This is a genomic window from Streptomyces sp. NPDC025833 (assembly GCF_055558055.1).
On the sequence record NZ_JBVHNF010000002.1, the window covers coordinates 60,825 to 76,865 of the forward strand.

Here is a 16,041-nt window from a genome sequence, read left to right on the forward strand (position 1 = left end):
CCTACGGTACTGACGATCCGGCCGGTGCACGAAGCCCGAGCCAGCTCTGTCTGCGCTCCGCCTGGCGGACCGGGTCGGCGACCGGCGAGGCCAGGAGCAGCTTCTGGGTGTAGGGGTGTTCGGGGGTGCGGGTGACGGTCTCGTTCGGCCCGGTCTCGACGCACTCCCCCTTGTACATCACCGAGACGCGGTGGCAGATGCGCCGCACCACGCCGAGGTCGTGCGAGACGAAGAGGTAGGAGACGCCGGTCTCGCGCTGGATGTCGATGAACAGGTCGATCACCGCCGCCTGGGTGGTGAGGTCCAGCGCGCTGACGGGTTCGTCGCACACGATGAGGCGCGGCCGGCGCACCAGCGCGCGGGCGATGGCCACGCGCTGGCGCTGGCCGCCGGAGAACTCGCTGGGGTAGCGGGTCAGGGCATCCGCTGGGAGCCGTACGTGGTCGAGCATCTCCGCCACCGTCACCCGTGCGTCGGACCGGCTGGTGCCGGAGGCCGTGAGGGGCTCGGCGAGGATCTGCCCGACGGTCATCGTCGGGTCCAGCGAACCGTAGGGGTCCTGGAAGACCACCTGGAGGTCGGCGGCCAGGCGGCGCCGGGCGGCTCCCTTGAGGTGGGTGATGTCGTCGCCGCCGAAGCGGATGGTGCCGGAGGTGACCTCGGCCAGTCCGAGGATGGCCTTGCCGAGCGTCGACTTGCCCGATCCGCTCTCCCCGACCAGCCCCACGCACTCGCCCACCCCGATGGTCATCGAGACGCCCTTGAGCGCGCGGAAGGTGGTGCGGCCGCGCCGGTAGTCCACGACGAGGTCGTCCACTTCCAGCAGGGGGGTGTCGCTGGTGTCCGTCTTCACGTGTGCACCGTCCGTCCGGCCTGGTTCCACGCCGCGTCGAGGTCGTCGCGGCTCTCGGTGTCGTCCTGCGAGGCCCTGATCAGCTCCGCGGTGTACGGGTCCGCGGGGGCGGCGAAGATCTGCCCGACGGTGCCGGTCTCGATGACGCGGCCGTCCTTCATGACCGCGACCCGGTCGCAGATGTCGGCGACCACGGCGAAGTTGTGGGTGACGATGACGAGCGCCATCCCGTCCTCGCGCTGCAGTTCACGCAGCAGCTCCAGCACCTCGGCCTGCACGGTGACGTCCAGGGCCGTGGTCGGCTCGTCGGCGACGAGGAGGGCCGGCCTGCCCGCGACGGCGCCCGCGATGAGGACGCGCTGCGCCATGCCGCCGGAGACCTGGTGCGGGTAGGAGGCCAGCACACGGTCGGGGTCGGTGATGCCGACCCGCAGGAGGACCTCGTGGGCCCGCTCCTTCGCCTGGGACTTGCTCAGTCCGTGCACGGCCCGCAGGGGTTCGACGAGCTGGTGCCCGATCGTGTAGCAGGGGTCGAGGTTGCTCATCGGCTCCTGGGGCACGTAGCCGATCCGGGTGCCGAGCAGCGCGTGCCGTCCGGACCGCGGGAGCCCGCCGACCTCCGTGCCGCCGATCCAGATGCCGTCCGCCGTCGCCCGGCCGTCCGCGGGGAGCAGGTCCAGGGCGGAGAACACGGTCTGCGACTTGCCCGATCCGGACTCGCCGACGATGCCGAGCACCTCGCCGGGGGCGACGTCCAGGCTGACCCCGCGCACCACCTGCTTGTCGCCGTGCGGCGTGCGGTAGGTGACGCGGAGGTTGTCGATCCGCAGCGCGCTCCCCTCGACGGGGTGCACCAGCTCACCGGTGCTGCCGGCCGTCTCCCCGGCCGGTGGTTCCGCGCGGCGCCGGCGCCGGGGCGCCGGTTCCGTCCGCACGCTCACCAGGTCGGCGAGGGTCGATCCCACGAAGGCGAGCGCGGCGATCGTGAGGCCCAGCGCGGCCGAGGGCCACAGCAGGATCAGCGGGTGCGTGCCCATGGTGCGGAAGCCGTCGTTCATCATCTGCCCCCAGTCGGGGGTGGACGAGCTGCCCACGCCGAGGAACTGCAGGCCCGTCTGCATGCCCATCGCGACGCCCGCGGTGAGCGCGGACTGGATGATCACCGGTGCGTGGACGGCCCGCAGCATGTGGGCGTGCAGGATCTTGGTGTGGGTGAGGCCCGCGACGCGGGCGGCGTCGACGTACGGCTCCCGGCGCACGGCGAGCGCCCTGGAGCGCGCGACACGGTAGTAACCCGGTGCCATGAACGCACCGACCGTCACCATCAGACTCGTGAAGTCGGCGCCGGTGCCGGCGGCGACGATGAGGAGGACGATCATGCCGGGCACGGACTGCAGACCGTCGCTGATCCACGAGCAGATCCGGTCGACGGCACCCCCGAAGTAGCCGGCGGCCACACCGGCCGGCACCCCGAGCACCACCCCGACCAGGCAGGCGATGGCGGCTCCGTAGACGGTGGTCCGCGCGCCGTAGAGCAGCCGGCTGAGGATGTCGCGGCCGGCCGAGTCGCCGCCCATCGGATGTGCGGCGCTGGGCGAGGCCTGGGTGAGGCCGTAGTCGACGAGGTTGGGGTCGTGCGGGGCGAGCAGCGGGGCGAACAGTCCCACGAGGACGACGAGGAGGAACACCGCCAGGGCGGCGGCGCCCAGCGGGCGGCGCAGGAAGCGTGACCAGAGCCGCCGCTGGACGCGGACGGGTTCGTCCGCTGCGGGGAACACGGTGTCGGTCATATCTCCCGCACCTTCGGGTTGACCCACCCGAGCACGAGGTCGAGCAGGAAGTTGATGAGGACGACGAAGACGACCGTGACGGCGGTCAGCCCGAGCAGGACGGGGATGTCGCCGATCTGGGAGGCCGACTGGGTGAGCTGGCCGATGCCCGGGAGGTTGAAGATGATCTCGACGACGACGGCGCCGCCGAGGAGGCCGACGAACATCACCGCGAGCACGGTGAGCGCGGCGGGCGAGGCGTTGCGCAGCACGTGCACCGTCACCCGGCGGGAGGACAGTCCGCGGGCCCGGAGGGTGCGGACGAAGTCCTGCTTGTTCACCTCGATGAAGCCGTTGCGCAGCTGCTCGGCGATCATCACGACGGCGCCGAGCGCCAGGGCGACCGAGGGCAGGGTGATGGAGCTGAGCCACGCGGAGCCGGACTGGGTCAGGGGGACGTAGCCCACCGCGGGGAACCACCTGAGTTTGACCGCGAACGTCATGACGAGCACGAGGCTGACCCAGAACCCCGGGAGGGCGAACAGGAGCACCGAGGCGAGCTTGAGGACCCGGGCGAGGAGGCCGCCCGGACGGAGGCCGGTGGCGATGCCGACGGCGACGCCGACGACGGCCGCGAGGAGGGTGGCGGCCACCACGACCGACAGGGTGACCGGGACGCGCAGGGCGATCTGGTCGGAGACGGGCTGGTAGTTGCGCCACGAGGTGCCGAAGTCGCCTCGCAGGGCGTGCGAGAACCAGTCCCAGAACTGGGTGAGGAGCGGACGGTCGAGGCCGAGTTGTGCGTGCAGTGCCGCCCGCTGGGCGGGGGTGGCGCTGTTGCCGAGGAGGCCGGCGGTGGGGTCGCCGATGGCCAGGTGTGCCAGGAAGAAGGTGGCGGATGTGACGACGAGGAGGAGGGCGACTCCTGATCCCAGTCGCCGGAGCGTGAATCTGATCATGTGGGACCCCTCTGGGTGGGGCCGCACGTCGGGCGCGCGGCCCCAGCCGGGACGGAACTAGCCGCGCTGGACGAAGCGCAGGGTCGGGAACATCATTCCGGTGATCGGCGTCACCTTGACGCCCTTGACGCTGAAGTAGGTGTTGTTCGCCTGGTACCAGACGTCCTGCCAGGCCTGGTCGGTGATCTCCGCGTTGAGCTTGCGGATCAGGTCGATCTGCTGGTCGCCGTTGGCCGCCTGGACCTGGCCGACCAGCTTGTCCACCGCGGGGAAGTCCTGCACCGAGGGGTTGGGGTTGAACCACTGGCGGGAGGTGATGCGGCCGTCCACCGAGGCGGCCGGGTTGGAGTCCAGGGCGAGGACGGCCACGAACATCGGGTAGGTGGCGGCGTTCTTCTGGTAGTCGGCCGGGGACAGGTTCTTCCAGGTGACCTTGATGCCGAGCCGGCCGAGGGTCTGCTGGACCGAGGGCTGCCAGGGCTGGAAGATCGACGACATCGGCATCGTGACGGCGAACCCGTCGGCGTAGCCGGCCTCCGCCATCAGCTTCTTCGCCTTGTCCATGTCGAAGGCGTACCGGTCGTTGAGGGAGGCGTCGTAGGCCGGGCGGCCGGCGGGGAACACCTGGTTCGTCGCCACTCCGGCCTTCTGGCCGACCGAGTTGAGCATGGCCGCGCCGTCGAAGGCGTGGTTGATGGCCCGCCGCACCCTGATGTCGCCCAGCGGCTTGAGCTGCTTGCCGGTGCGGTCGGTGAACTGCAGGCCGACCCAGGTGGCGACGTCGGACGCGACGTTCCAGCCCTTGTCCTTCGCCCGGGGGATGTCCGCGGCGTTGGCGTAGCTGACGTCGAGCTGGCCCGAGAGCATCGCGTTGAAGCTCGCGGTCGGGTCGGCGATCGGCAGCACGTGCAGGGTGCCGAACGGGTACGTCCTGTCGTCCCAGTGACCGGGCTTCTTGGTGAAGACGTACTCCGATCCCGCCGTGGACCTGCCGGTGTCGTAGGTGTACGGGCCCGACCCGACGGGCTGCCTGGTGAGCGTATCGGCCTTGATCGCGGCGGGCGAGGCCATCCAGCTGCGTCCCAGCCCCATGTAGTAGAGGAGGGCGTCGTCCTTCTTGTTCAGGTGGAGGGCGATGGTGTCCCGGTCGACCTGCTTGACGTCGTCGACGTGGGCGTAGGTCTGGCCGGAGCGGACGCCGGCCTTGAGGTGCTCCAGGTTCTGCACGGCGGCCGCGGCGTCGAAGGCCTGCCCGTCGCTGAACTTCACCCCGGTGCGCAGGTTCATGGTGAGCGTCAGGTGGTCCGGTGAGTACGTCCATGACGTGGCGAGCCCGGGCACGGGGCGGGAGTCCTTGTCGAGGGCGACCAGCGGGTCGTAGACGGCCGACAGGTAGGTGCCGTCGAAGCCGATGTCGGCCTTGGCCGGGTCCCAGGACGTGACGTCGAGGAGTGTCCCGATCTTGATATCTTCGTCCGGGCCGCTGCCGGAGGGCGCAGCGGTGTTCGTACACGCGGCCATCGCGAGCGCGGCGACCGCGACAAGTGTGGCTCTCCAGATTCTCTTCATGGAGTCTTCTCTCGGGTAAGAGGGGCGCTGGTGCCAGATCGATCTGGGAGAGGGGAACCGCCCGCCCTCTCGCCTTCACAGCGCTCGGCCCACGGGGATTGAGAGCGGGTGCGCGGGGAGTTTCCCGGCACGTCACCTCACGCGTCGTGGCCGTTAGTCTACGGACGTCGGCCAAAAAGGCAATGGCTCCGCCGCGCCCGGTTCGGCACTGGCGGAGCCATGGTCCGGCCGGCGTCCGAGGACCTGTCGGACGGCCGGTCGGACGGTGTGTCAGACCGCCTCGGCGACGACCACGCGCGGGCTTCCCGGCAGCGCGATCACCTCGCGCCGGCGCCAGCCCGCCTCCTCCAGCCACGCCGTGACCTCGGACTCCGGGTAGACGACGGTGCCGTCGATGACGAAGTACTCGCCCGCGTGCAGCGCGTCGATCGGACGCTGGCGGTCGTCGTCGTCCAGCAGGAAGTCCAGCAGCAGGAGTGTCGCGCCGGGACGGGCGGCGGCACGGGCGTTGGCCAGGATGGCACGGTTCTGTTCCGCGTCGAAGCGGTGGATCACGTGGTTGACCATGACGAGGTCGTGGTCGCCGCCCGGCCGGGCCGTGTCGGTCGGCGCGGGATCGATCCGCGCCCGGTCGGCGAGGCCCGCCGCGGCGAGCGCCTCGGCTATGGAGTCCGAGGAGGCCGGGTCGAAGACGAGGCGGGCCGACAGCCCGGGGTTGGCGCGCAGGGCGCCGATGGCGAACTCCGGGGAGAGGCCGCCGAGGTCGAGCATGTCCCGGTAGGGCGTGAAGTCGAAGGACCGGACGAGCATGGCGGCGTGCAGCGCGTTGTAGCGCATGACACCGGCCATGAACGTGGCCCACCGCGCCTCGTCCATCTGGAGTTCGCCGGGCTTGGTCGTGTCGACGGTGGTGTCGAACTGCAGCCAGTGGCCGTAGCTGATCTCGTTGAGGAAGGTGAGGAAGGGGTGCAGGTCGAGCTCGCCGTCGCCGGACAGGTGGGCGGCGGCGTCCGGCGCGAGCCGGTAGCGGCCGTCGCTGCGCTCCAGCAGGCCGAGCCCGTTCATGGCGTCGGCGAGGATGCGTGCCATCTGCTCGCTGACGCCGGTGGCCGCGGCCAGGCCGGCCACGTCGCGCTCGCCCTCGGCCAGGGCACGGAAGATGCCGGTGCGAGCGGCGGCGAAGAGCTGCTTCGCGCCCATGTAGCCGATCGCGATGTCGACGATGCGGTCGGGCGTCGCGGGCGTGCCGGATGTGGTCATGGTGTCCTCCTGAAGTGTTGTCGTGCCGTTGTGCGACGGCCGTGCGGGGTCCCGCACGGTGCCGTCCTCCTTCACCAGGTGCCGTCCGCGGCGACGTGGCGGTCGAGCCACAGGCCGGCCGCGGCCCGGCGCAGTGCCGGCGCCCCCACGCGTTCGAGCAGGGCGACCGCGCCGGCGTTGTCCTCCAGCTGGGCCTGCCGGGAGACTCCGACCAGCACGTTGGCGGTGGCGGGGTTGGCCAGGCAGAAGGCGATGCCCAACTGGGCGGGGGACGCGCCGAGCTCGTCGGCCAGGCGCCGCACCTCGCCGTAGGACGCGGCGACGCGCTCACGGATGCCGCCGACGTCGGCACCGATCTTGCGGTCCGGGCGGAGATTGCCGACCAGCATGCCGCCCTCGAAGACGTCGGACGCCTGGAGGGCGAGTTCCCCGGATGCGAACAGTGGTGCGTAGTAGGGGCCCTCGGCCATGGACCTGCGGACCAGGCCGTACTTGAGCTGGGCGAACGTGGGCGGTACGAGCCCCCGCTCGCGGGCGACGTCGATCGCCGCCCGCAGATCGCGGTACCGCCAGTTGTTCACACCCCAGGTGCTGAACCGGCCGGCGTCGATCTGCTCGGCGACGTCGGTGACGACCCGTTCGACGTCGAGGTCACCGAAGTAGTCGCCGACGACGACCATGTCGGCCCGGTCGGTGCCGACCCGCTCCAGCGATGTCTCCATCTGCTGGGTGAAGCCGGTGGCGGGATAGTCCCACAGCCAGAGTTTGCCGCAGAACTGCCAGTCGGCACGGGCGAGCCCGGCCTCCCGCACGGCGCGCCCGAAGATGAGGTCGGTCCGGGCGTTCTCCGCGTGCGGGCCCATGTTGTAGTGCGCGACGTCGAAGAACGCGCAACCCAGCTCCGCGGCCCGCGCGACCAGGGACACCGCGTCGTCGAACGCCATCCGGTCCCAGGTGTTCCAGGACCCCAGTGCCAGCACCGGCACGTCGGGGCCACCAGGCCCCAACCGGCGGCGCGGAACGGTCTGTGCAGTGCTCAAAGCTCCTCCTGGAAGCCTCGGCTTTTTCGTCTACGCTTGTATACTATACGGACGCCGTGACGTGGGTCACGGTGCGAGGGGAGTGAAGATGAAGCGCACACGCACCGTGCTGGTCACCGGTGGAGCGGGCGGGATCGGGCGGGCGGTGGCCGCGGCGTTCGCGGCGGCGGGTGACACCGTGGTGATCGCCGACCGGGACGCGGGACGGGTCACGGAGACGGCCGCGGAACTCGGCGTCCACGGCCGGGTCCTGGACATCACCGACGCGGACTCGGTCACCCGTGAGCTGGACGCGGTACGGAAGGAGTTCGGGCCGGTCGAGGTGCTGGTGAACAACGCGGGCCTGCTCACGGTCCACGGCACGGTCCTGGAGCTGCCCGGCGCCGACCTGGAGACCATCCTGCGCACCAACGTGGTGGGCACGTTCCTGATGACACAGCAGGTCGCCCGCCGGATGATCGAGGCCGGCGTCGCCGGGGCCATCGTCAACATCTCCTCGATCGGCGGCCGCCAGCCCACACCGGGCATGGGCGGGTACGAGAGCAGCAAGGCCGCCGTGGACGCGCTGACCCGCTGGGCCGCGATCGAGCTGGCCGGGCACGGCATCCGCGTCAACGCCGTGGCACCCGGACCCGTCCTCACCGAGATGCTGGCCGTCGGCATGCCGGAGGGGTCCCCGCAGCGCAAGGCGTGGGAGGACCGCATCCCGCTGCGCAGGCTCGCCGCGGTCGACGACGTCGCCGCGGCGGCCGTGTTCCTGGCCGGCGACACCGCCGCACACATCACCGGGACCAGCCTGCCGGTGGACGGCGGCCAGTTGCTCACCTAGACCGGGGCCGGCCGCGTACCCCGGCACGCCGTACGGGGTGTGCCGGTCCCCCGGCCCTGCGCGGTGGTACGGCAGGTTCGCGCGCGGGGCAGCCGGCAGCCGGACGGCAGGGCCCGGTGATCTGTGTCGAACACCGCCGCCGCGCACGGACCGTGCGGGGAGTGATCCGCGGCCGGTGGAACACCTCTGCGGCCGGGTCCCCACGGCGCACTCCGGCACGGCCCACGAGCTGGGCCGGCACCTCGGGCGACCGGGGTCAGGACGGACGCGCTCCGGAGGCGCCCGCCGGCCGTGCCCGAGCTGCGGCCCGCACCCCGGGCGTCTGCATGGGGTCACCGCACGGTAGGGCAACCCCCTGCCTCCGCCTCGCAGTCCCACAGGGGTTCGGTACGTACGTGGTCGAGGCCGTCGCGGCCGGCGCCTCCGGGCCCGGGCGGCGGGCCGCCGGCCGCACTGCGGTGAGTCCGTCCGCCCCATGACCACGGGCCGGGCCGCACGGCATGTGCCGTGCGGCCCGGCCCCTTCATGTGCGGTGGAACCGGAAGCTGGGGCGCCAGCCAGGCTCGTTCACGCGCCGTGAGTGCCGGAAGCCGGGCTGCCCGCCCGGCCCCCGGCCCCGGCCGAGACCGGTCCCGCCCCGGTCAGACGGTTTCCGGTGCCTCCGCGCGGGCCCCGGACTCGAAGACTGTCTTTCCGTCCAGCACGGTCAGTGCCACCTCGACGTCGGGGAGCTCGGCGGGAGTCAGGGTGAGCGGGTCGGCTTCGAGCACGCACAGGTCGGCCGCCATTCCCGGGGCGAGCGTCCCCTTCCAGGACGCGGCACGGTCCTGGCGGGCGGGCTCCACCGTGTAGCAGCGCAGCAGTCTCTCCATACGCCCGCGCGGATCGGCCGTCGGCCCCATCCACTCGTCGGCCGCCGCGATCTGGCGCCGCCAGTCCGGTGAGAGCACGGGCGCGTCGGACGTCAGGCACAGGGAGACGCCCGCGTCCAGGGCCGCCTGCAGGGGCCACGCGGCCGCCGCGGAACCCGGGCCGAGGGCGGCGTCCACCAGGGAGCGGGTGCGCAGCGCGATCTCCGGCTGCATGTCGAGCCCCACCCCGAGCGCGGCCATCCGGCGCAGTTGCGGCCCGGTGACGAGGTCGCCGTGGATGATGTAGTGCCCCAGGTCGGTGTCGTGCTCGGCGCGGGCCCGCTCGAAGGCGTCGAGCGCGATCTCCACGGAGCGGTCGCCGGTGGCGTGGACCCCCACCTGCCGGTCCGCACGGTGCGCGGCGAGGATCATGCGCGTCAGGTTCGCCTCGCGCTCGGCGTCGTCGGCGCCCGCGACGAGGAGTTCCGGGCTGACGCCGTCGGCGTAGCAGTGGTGGGTGTACGCCGAGCCCATCGGCGGGATGCCGTCGGCGAATATCTTGACCCCGGCGAACCGCAGCCAGCGCGGATCGTTCGTGGTGCCGTCGGTGGCGGCGAGGCCGGCGAGGAAGTTCTCCAGGTCGCTCGGTCCGTCGAGTTCGCCGTAGAGGGAGAGGACGGTGACCCGCGCGCGCAGCAGGCCCTCGGCGGCGAGGGCGCGGTACTGCCCTACGACCGAGGTGCCGAAGGCTCCCGTCTCGCCGTCGTCCTCGCCGGGGCCGAGGCCGGGCTCCGTGTAGCTGGTGATGCCGAGCGAGGCGGCGAGTTCCTGGGCGCGCAGGATGGCGTGGCGGCGCTGCGCGCCGTCGGCGAGCGGGCGCAGCGGTGCCGGGCCGGGGCCGGCGTGGTCGCCGAAGAGGGTCTCGGGCCACATCGCGCCGAGCCAGGTGGCGTGCAGGTGGGCGTCGTTGATGCCCGGCAGGACAGCGCGTCCGGCGAGGTCGACGACCTCGGTGGCGGGTCCGGCGAGCGCCGTCACCTCCGTGTCGTCGCCGATGCGGGCGACGAGCCCGTCGCGGAGCGCGATCGCGGTTGCCGCCCCGCGCGGCGACATCGTGTGGACGACACCGCCTCGCAGGATCAGGTCGGCCGATGCGTTACGGGCGTCGCCGTCGACTGTGCGCACGGGTGCTCCTCGCTGCTCTCAAGGTCTCGACATTTAAGTCAACGTCCGTAGACTAACGCATCGTCGAGCCCCTGAACCGCTCGATCCGAAGGAGTTCCGCATGGACACACCCTCCTCGACACGTGCCGCCGTCCTCACCGCTCACGGCGCCGCGCTGGACCTCACCGAGTTGCCGCTGCCGGCGAGAACGGAACCCGGCGCCGCCCTGGTACGCATCCTGCGCACGACGCTCTGCGGCACCGACATCGAGATCTGGTCGGGCAAGATGACCTTCCCCGGCATGCTGCCGATGGTGCTCGGCCACGAGATGGTCGGCGAGATCGTCGCCGTAGGCCCGGACACCCGGGACGCACTGGGCCGCGCACTCTCCGTCGGCGACCGCATCGGCTGGTCGGAGTCGACCTGCGGCGCCTGCCACGGCTGCGCGGTGCTGCGCGAACCGGTCGCCTGCTCGCACCGGGGCTACGGGTTCCTCCAGCGCTCCGACGCCCCTCCCTACGCCACGGCGGGCCTGTGCGAGTACGCCTACGTGGTGCCCGGCGCCGCCAAGCTCCTGCTGCCCGAGCAGATCCCCGACACCTGGGCGGCGATGGCCGGCTGCGCGGCGAAGACCGTGCTCCGGGCCTTCTCCCGGGCCGGCGGCGTACGCCCCGGCTCCCGTGTCGTCGTGCAGGGCTCCGGGGCCCTCGGTCTCTTCGCGACCGCGGTGGCCTACCTCAGCGGCGCGGGCAGCGTGATCACCGTCGGCGCTCCCCCGGCGCGACTGGCCCTGGCGCACGAGTTCGGCGCCGCCGAGACGGTGGACATCGCCGCCGGCTCCGAGGCCGTCGTCGAACGGGTGCGGGAACTGACCGGCGGTCACGGCGCCGACCTGGTACTCGACTTCGCGGGCGCCCCGTCGGTCGGCCGGGAGGCCGTGGAGATGGCCGCGCAGCGCGGACGCGTCGTCGTCGTGGGCAGCACCGGCCCGGTCTCCGAACCCATCACCCTCGGCACCGTGATGGGCAAGGAACTCAGCATCGTCGGCTCGCTCAACGGCGACATCGCCGACTACCACGACGCGATCGGCTTCTTCACCTCCTTCCCGGACCGCATGCCGTGGGACCGGCTGTTCGGTGAGCCCGTCGGCCTCTCCGGGGCCTTCGAGCGCATCACCGCGATGAGCAGGCACGAGGAGATCAAGGCCGTCATCGACCCCCGGCTCGCCTGAGCGGCCGGAGAAAGGAACCACACGTGACCACCCCCCTGCTCCCCCGCCGCCGTATCGGCACCAGCGACCTCGAGGCGTCGGTGCTCTCCCTCGGCTCGTGGCACACCTTCGACCGGATGGACTTCGCCGACGCCGTCCACATGGTCCGGTACGCGCTCGACCAGGGCGTCAACCTGTTCGACGTGGGTGTCTACGGCATGCCCGGCATGCCTCCCGTCTTCACCGACGTCCTGTGGGGCGCGATCATGCGGGCGGTGAAGGCGCCCCGGGACTCCTACCTGGCCTCGGTGAAGCTGTGGATCGAGGGCTTCGGCGAGGAGGGTTTCGCCCCGCAGTTGAAGAACGCCTTCCTGCGGACCGGGCTCGACCACGCCGACCTGGTGATCCTCGGCGACCTCCGGCGGGACGACGTGGCGCTGGAGGACCTCGTCGGCGACCTCGCCGCCCTCACGGAGGCGGGACTGATCCGGGCCTGGGGCGTGAACAACTGGTCCGCCTCGAATGTCCACGCCCTCCGCCGGATCGCCGCCGAGCGCGGTGTGCCGGGCCCGCAGATCGCGCAGCTCAAGTACAGCCTCGCGCGCCGGGCCATCCCCGACGGCGAGCCGTTCGCCGGGCTGTTCGCCGCCGGACTGAGCATGCAGGCCTCCGACGTCCTGGAGGGCGGCATCCTCGCCGGCCGCACCACGCCCGACCGGGAGATCGGCCGCGACCCCGGCGCGATCCGCGAGGCGATCGTGGCGACCGTCCCGGGCGTCACCGCGCTCGCCCGCGAACTCGGCACCACCCCCGCGCAGCTCGCGATCGCGTTCACGCTCACCCACCCCGCCAACGCCACGACACTCGTCGGCGCCTCCCGGCTGGAGCAGGTCCGGCAGAACATCGACGCCCTGTCCCTGGTGGACCGGGTCGGTGCCGCCGAACTGCGCTCCCGCGTCGAGCCGTTCTGGGCCGACCGCGGCATCGTCGACCCGGAAGGCCCCTGACCGTGACCACACCACCGGGAGCCGGAGCCGTGACCGGCGTGCCGCGTCCGCGCCCCGTCCCCTACGACCCGCAGCTCGAACCGGGCCTCGCCGCCTGCCGCGAACTCGTCGAGCCGATCCCGCTGCGGGCCGGCACGATCCTCGCCAACCGCGCCCACTTCGCCACGATCGTGCCGCCCGTCGAGGAGGCGGTCGCCGGCCGGCCCGTGGACGTCGAGCACGTCACGGTGGCCGGTCCGGCCGGTGCGCCGGACGTGGAGCTGACGGTCCTGCGCCCGCGCGGGGACGTCCGCGACGCACCGGGCATCTACGGCATCCACGGCGGCGGGATGGTGCTCGGCAACCGGTTCTTCGGCGTGGCGGGACTGGTCGACGAGGTGCTGAGGTACGGCGCCGTCGCCGTGACCGTCGAGTACCGCCTCGCTCCGGAGCATCCGGCGCCCGCCGCCGCCGAGGACTGCTACGCGGGCCTGGTCTGGTTCGCCGAGAACGCCGAGGCCCTCGGCGTGGACCGGGACCGCATCGTCGTCAGCGGTGCGAGCGCGGGCGGGGGCCTGAGCGCGGCGGTCGCGCTGATGGCCCGGGACCGCGGCGGCCCCGCCCTCGCCGGGCAGGTGCTGGACTGCCCGATGCTCGACGACCGCAACACCACGGTGTCGAGCAGGCAGTACGAGGGCATCGGCATCTGGGACCGCCACAACAACGACACCGCCTGGACCGCGGTGCTGGGCGCGGACCGGGGCACCGACCGCGTCTCGCCGTACGCGGCGCCCGCCCGCGCCCGTGACCTGTCCGGGCTGCCTCCGGCCTGTGTCACGGTCGGCGCGGCGGAGGTCTTCCGCGACGAGGCGGTCGACTACGCCACCCGGATCTGGGCGGCCGGCGGCCGGGCCGAGCTGCACGTGTGGTCCGGGGGGTACCACGGCTTCACGGGCTTCTCCGCGGACACCGAGGCCGCCCGGGCCGCCGTGGCCGCCCGTGACTCGTGGCTGCGGCGGACCCTGGGCACCGCCGGCCGGGACCGGTGACGACGTCCGCGGGGGGCGCCCGTGTCATGAGCCCGCGCCGCGCCGCGTTCGTCCTGGGCTCGCTAGAGGTGTTCGGGCCGCTGTCGATGGACCTCTCCATGCCGCTGCTGCCCCGGCTCGCCACCGACCTGCACACCAGCGAGAGCCTGGCCCAGGCGTCGATGTCGGTGTGCATGCTCGGGCTCGCGTTCGGCCAGCTCGTGGCGGGACCGCTCAGCGACCGGATGGGCAGGCGGCGCCCCCTGATGTGGGGCGTCGCGCTGTTCACGGTGTTCTCGCTGCTGTGCGCGTTCGCGCCGACCATCGAGGTCCTGCTCGTGACCCGGTTCCTCCAGGGTGTCACCGGGTCGGCGGGGGTCGTCGTCGGGCTCGCCGCGGCCCGGGACATCGCGTCCGGCATCGAGCTGGCGCGGCTGCTCAGCCTGCTCGGGCTCGTCGGTGCGCTGGCCCCCGTCCTGGCGCCGGTCGCGGGCGGCCAGCTCGCCGCCGTGCTGGACTGGCGGGGGCTCTTCGTCGTCCTCGCCGGTGTCGGCGCCGTCCTGCTGGCCGTCGTGAGCACCCTGCTGCCCGAGACCCTGCCGCCCGGGCTGCGGCACCGGGGCGGGTTCAGGGAGACCGGCCGGCGGTTCGGCACGGTCCTGCGCGACCGCCTGTTCGTCTGCTACCTGCTGGTGGGGACCTGCACCGGCACGGCGTTCTTCACGTACCTGGCGTCCATCAGCTTCGTGCTGCAGAACGGCTACCACCTCACCCCCCAGGCGTTCGGCGCGGTCTTCGCGGTGAACGCGGTCGTCGCGATGCTGGGTTCGCTGTCCAACCGGGCCGTCGTGCGCCGGGCTGGCCCCGCGCGCATGTACGTCGTGGGCACCACGGCGACCGCGGTCGCCGCCCTGTGCCTGCTCGGCACGGTGGTCGCCGGATTCGGCCTGACCGCCCTGCTCGTCGCCCTGGCGCTGGTGCTGTTCTGCTACGGCGTCATCAGTCCCAACAGCCACGCCCTCGCCCTCGCGGGCCACGGCGAACGCGCCGGGACGGCCGCGGCCCTGCTCGGCATGTCGACCTTCGCCGTCGGTCCGCTCGTGGCGCCCCTCGTCGCGCTCGGCGGGTCCGCCGAGGTGTCCATGGCCCTCACCATGGCCGTCGCCACGGCGGCCGCCTGCCTGCTGGTGTGGACCGCCGTGCTGCCCCGGCTGCGCGGTCCCGGGGGTCCCGGCCCCTCGTCCGGCGGGAAGCGCCGCGCGGACGGTGCCGGAACACCCCAGGGCGCCTCCAACTGACACACCTCCCCCGCGCTGCCGCCGGCGATCCACGCCGGCGGCAGCGCTCGTACGTGCCGGGCCGGCGGCAGCGCCCGTATGTGGCGGGCCGGTGGCAGCACCTGTGAGTGCCGGGCCGGCGGGGGGCCGCGGACGGCGGGCACGCGAAAGAGCCGGACCCCTGGGGGCCCGGCTCTTCGTCATCCGGGTGCCGCGTCAGCCGTCCTGTCCGCCCGGCCCGACGATCCCCAGGCCGTCCGCGCCCACCTGTACGGCGGACTCGTCCAGCGCGGCCTCAATGACGGGCTGGGGGCGGCCGTCGAGGTCGAGGACCGGGGCCGCCTCCTTGTACCAGGACTCGATCACCGCGTTGCCCCAGAAGTCACGGCGGCGATCGTCGCGGACGTTCCACCGGTAGGTCTCGTGGTCGGGGTCGCCGGTGTAGTAGTCCGAGGTGTAGATCTCTACCCGGTGCCCGTCGGGGTCGCGCAGGTAGAGGTAGAAGGCGTTGGAGACACCGTGCCGGCCGGGGCCCCGCTCGATGTGGTGCTCCTTGCGCAGCGAACCGAAGAGGTCGGCGGTGCGCAGGACCTGGTGCGACTCGTGCGTCGCCACGCCCACGTGGTGCAGCCGGGGCCCGGCGCCACCGGTGAAGGCGACGTCGTGGACGGTCTGCTTGCGGTACATCCAGGCCGCGTACAGCTCGTGCTCGTCGCCCTCGATGGTCTCCGAGCAGCCGAAGCCGAGTGCCTGGTAGTGGGCGTAGGCGGCGGGTATGTCGGGGGTGCAGATGTTGAAGTGGTCCAGGCGGGCGATCTCGGCGCCCCGGCGCAGGTCGTAGCGCTGGATGAGGCGCTCGGCGCGGTCGATCTCGTGGAAGAACTCCACCGGGAAGCCGAGCGGGTCGACGACGCGGACGGCGTCGCCGACACCCGGGGTCCCGGTGCCCTTGGGGACGCGGCGCACGGGCCGGCCGAGCTCCTTGAAGTACTGCTCGGCGCGGTCGACGTCCTCGCTGGTGCGCACCCGGTAGGCCAGGTGGTCCAGGGCCGCGGTCTCGCCCTTGCGCAGCACGAGGGAGTGGTGGGTGAGTTCGTCGGTCCCGCGCAGGCAGAGCAGGGACTCGTCCTCGTACTGGATGTGGAAACCCAGCATGTCGCCCCAGAACCAGCGGGCCCTGTCCAGATCGGTGACGACGAGCTGGGCGTAGGCGGAGCGGACGACGTCGGGAGGGGTGGTCATGGGT

Annotated in this window: 13 protein-coding genes; 5 read left to right on the plus strand and 8 right to left on the minus strand. The window is 72.5% G+C overall.

The genetic code is table 11. From position 1 onward, the window contains the following. Nucleotide 1: 1 nt before the first annotated feature. From ACZ4K2_RS02990 to ACZ4K2_RS03015, 6 genes are all read right to left on the minus strand, one after another. Nucleotides 2-853, minus strand: a complete 852-nt coding sequence (locus ACZ4K2_RS02990; protein ID WP_467469840.1) for an ATP-binding cassette domain-containing protein — start codon at nucleotides 851-853, stop codon at nucleotides 2-4. Further along, nucleotides 850-2,643 (minus strand): dipeptide/oligopeptide/nickel ABC transporter permease/ATP-binding protein, encoded by a 1,794-nt coding sequence (locus ACZ4K2_RS02995; protein ID WP_467469842.1) that lies wholly within the window; start codon nucleotides 2,641-2,643, stop codon nucleotides 850-852. The genes ACZ4K2_RS02990 and ACZ4K2_RS02995 overlap by 4 nt, the downstream gene beginning before the upstream one ends. Then, entirely contained in the window at nucleotides 2,640-3,581 is a 942-nt protein-coding gene (locus ACZ4K2_RS03000; RefSeq protein WP_467469844.1) for an ABC transporter permease, read from the minus strand. The genes ACZ4K2_RS02995 and ACZ4K2_RS03000 overlap by 4 nt, the downstream gene beginning before the upstream one ends. Before the next feature lie 57 nt (nucleotides 3,582-3,638). Next, a complete protein-coding gene (locus tag ACZ4K2_RS03005; RefSeq protein WP_467469846.1) occupies nucleotides 3,639-5,150 on the minus strand; it encodes an ABC transporter substrate-binding protein in 1,512 nt (503 codons plus the stop codon). 270 nt (nucleotides 5,151-5,420) lie between these two features. Further along, the gene (locus ACZ4K2_RS03010; protein ID WP_467469848.1) at nucleotides 5,421-6,410 is read right to left on the minus strand and encodes a methyltransferase; all 990 of its coding nucleotides are present in this window, start codon (nucleotides 6,408-6,410) and stop codon (nucleotides 5,421-5,423) included. Between the two features lie 71 nt (nucleotides 6,411-6,481). Next, the gene (locus ACZ4K2_RS03015) at nucleotides 6,482-7,450 is read right to left on the minus strand and encodes an aldo/keto reductase (protein WP_467469850.1); all 969 of its coding nucleotides are present in this window, start codon (nucleotides 7,448-7,450) and stop codon (nucleotides 6,482-6,484) included. An 88-nt stretch (nucleotides 7,451-7,538) separates the two neighbouring features. Between ACZ4K2_RS03015 and ACZ4K2_RS03020 the strand changes: the two genes are divergently transcribed. Further along, entirely contained in the window at nucleotides 7,539-8,279 is a 741-nt protein-coding gene (locus ACZ4K2_RS03020) for an SDR family NAD(P)-dependent oxidoreductase (protein WP_467469851.1), read from the plus strand. 641 nt (nucleotides 8,280-8,920) lie between these two features. Here ACZ4K2_RS03020 and ACZ4K2_RS03025 read toward each other — a convergent pair. Continuing rightward, nucleotides 8,921-10,315 carry an amidohydrolase gene (locus tag ACZ4K2_RS03025; RefSeq protein WP_467469853.1) on the minus strand — a complete coding sequence of 465 codons (1,395 nt, stop codon included), beginning with the start codon at nucleotides 10,313-10,315 and terminating at the stop codon, nucleotides 8,921-8,923. Nucleotides 10,316-10,415: 100 nt separating this feature from the next. On the opposite strand from ACZ4K2_RS03025, the gene ACZ4K2_RS03030 reads away from it, so the two are divergent. Genes ACZ4K2_RS03030 through ACZ4K2_RS03045 form a run of 4 tightly spaced genes read left to right on the plus strand, consistent with a single transcriptional unit; the run spans nucleotide 10,416 to nucleotide 14,816 of the window. Further along, entirely contained in the window at nucleotides 10,416-11,525 is a 1,110-nt protein-coding gene (locus ACZ4K2_RS03030; RefSeq protein ID WP_467469855.1) for a zinc-binding dehydrogenase, read from the plus strand. A gap of 23 nt (nucleotides 11,526-11,548) precedes the next feature. Next, nucleotides 11,549-12,511, plus strand: a complete 963-nt coding sequence (locus ACZ4K2_RS03035; RefSeq protein WP_467469857.1) for an aldo/keto reductase — start codon at nucleotides 11,549-11,551, stop codon at nucleotides 12,509-12,511. Nucleotides 12,512-12,540: 29 nt separating this feature from the next. Then, nucleotides 12,541-13,539, plus strand: coding sequence for an alpha/beta hydrolase (locus tag ACZ4K2_RS03040; RefSeq protein WP_467469859.1), 999 nt, complete (start codon nucleotides 12,541-12,543; stop codon nucleotides 13,537-13,539). Nucleotides 13,540-13,565: 26 nt separating this feature from the next. After that, entirely contained in the window at nucleotides 13,566-14,816 is a 1,251-nt protein-coding gene (locus ACZ4K2_RS03045) for a multidrug effflux MFS transporter (protein WP_467469860.1), read from the plus strand. Between the two features lie 195 nt (nucleotides 14,817-15,011). Here the strand turns inward: ACZ4K2_RS03045 and hpaD are convergent, their stop codons facing one another. After that, on the minus strand, nucleotides 15,012-16,037 hold the full coding sequence (hpaD, locus tag ACZ4K2_RS03050; RefSeq protein ID WP_467469862.1) for a 3,4-dihydroxyphenylacetate 2,3-dioxygenase: 1,026 nt from the start codon (nucleotides 16,035-16,037) through the stop codon (nucleotides 15,012-15,014). Nucleotides 16,038-16,041: the final 4 nt, after the last annotated feature.

Excerpts from the sequence above, each read along its gene's own strand:
- hpaD (WP_467469862.1), bottom strand. The coding sequence starts at position 16,037 with ATGACCACCCCTCCCGACGTCGTCCGCTCCGCCTACGCCCAGCTCGTC.
- ACZ4K2_RS03005 (WP_467469846.1), bottom strand. The coding sequence starts at position 5,150 with ATGAAGAGAATCTGGAGAGCCACACTTGTCGCGGTCGCCGCGCTCGCG.
- ACZ4K2_RS03000 (WP_467469844.1), bottom strand. The coding sequence starts at position 3,581 with ATGATCAGATTCACGCTCCGGCGACTGGGATCAGGAGTCGCCCTCCTC.
- ACZ4K2_RS03010 (WP_467469848.1), bottom strand. The coding sequence starts at position 6,410 with ATGACCACATCCGGCACGCCCGCGACGCCCGACCGCATCGTCGACATC.
- ACZ4K2_RS03045 (WP_467469860.1), top strand. The coding sequence starts at position 13,566 with ATGAGCCCGCGCCGCGCCGCGTTCGTCCTGGGCTCGCTAGAGGTGTTC.
- ACZ4K2_RS02995 (WP_467469842.1), bottom strand. The coding sequence starts at position 2,643 with ATGACCGACACCGTGTTCCCCGCAGCGGACGAACCCGTCCGCGTCCAG.
- ACZ4K2_RS03030 (WP_467469855.1), top strand. The coding sequence starts at position 10,416 with ATGGACACACCCTCCTCGACACGTGCCGCCGTCCTCACCGCTCACGGC.
- ACZ4K2_RS03020 (WP_467469851.1), top strand. The coding sequence starts at position 7,539 with ATGAAGCGCACACGCACCGTGCTGGTCACCGGTGGAGCGGGCGGGATC.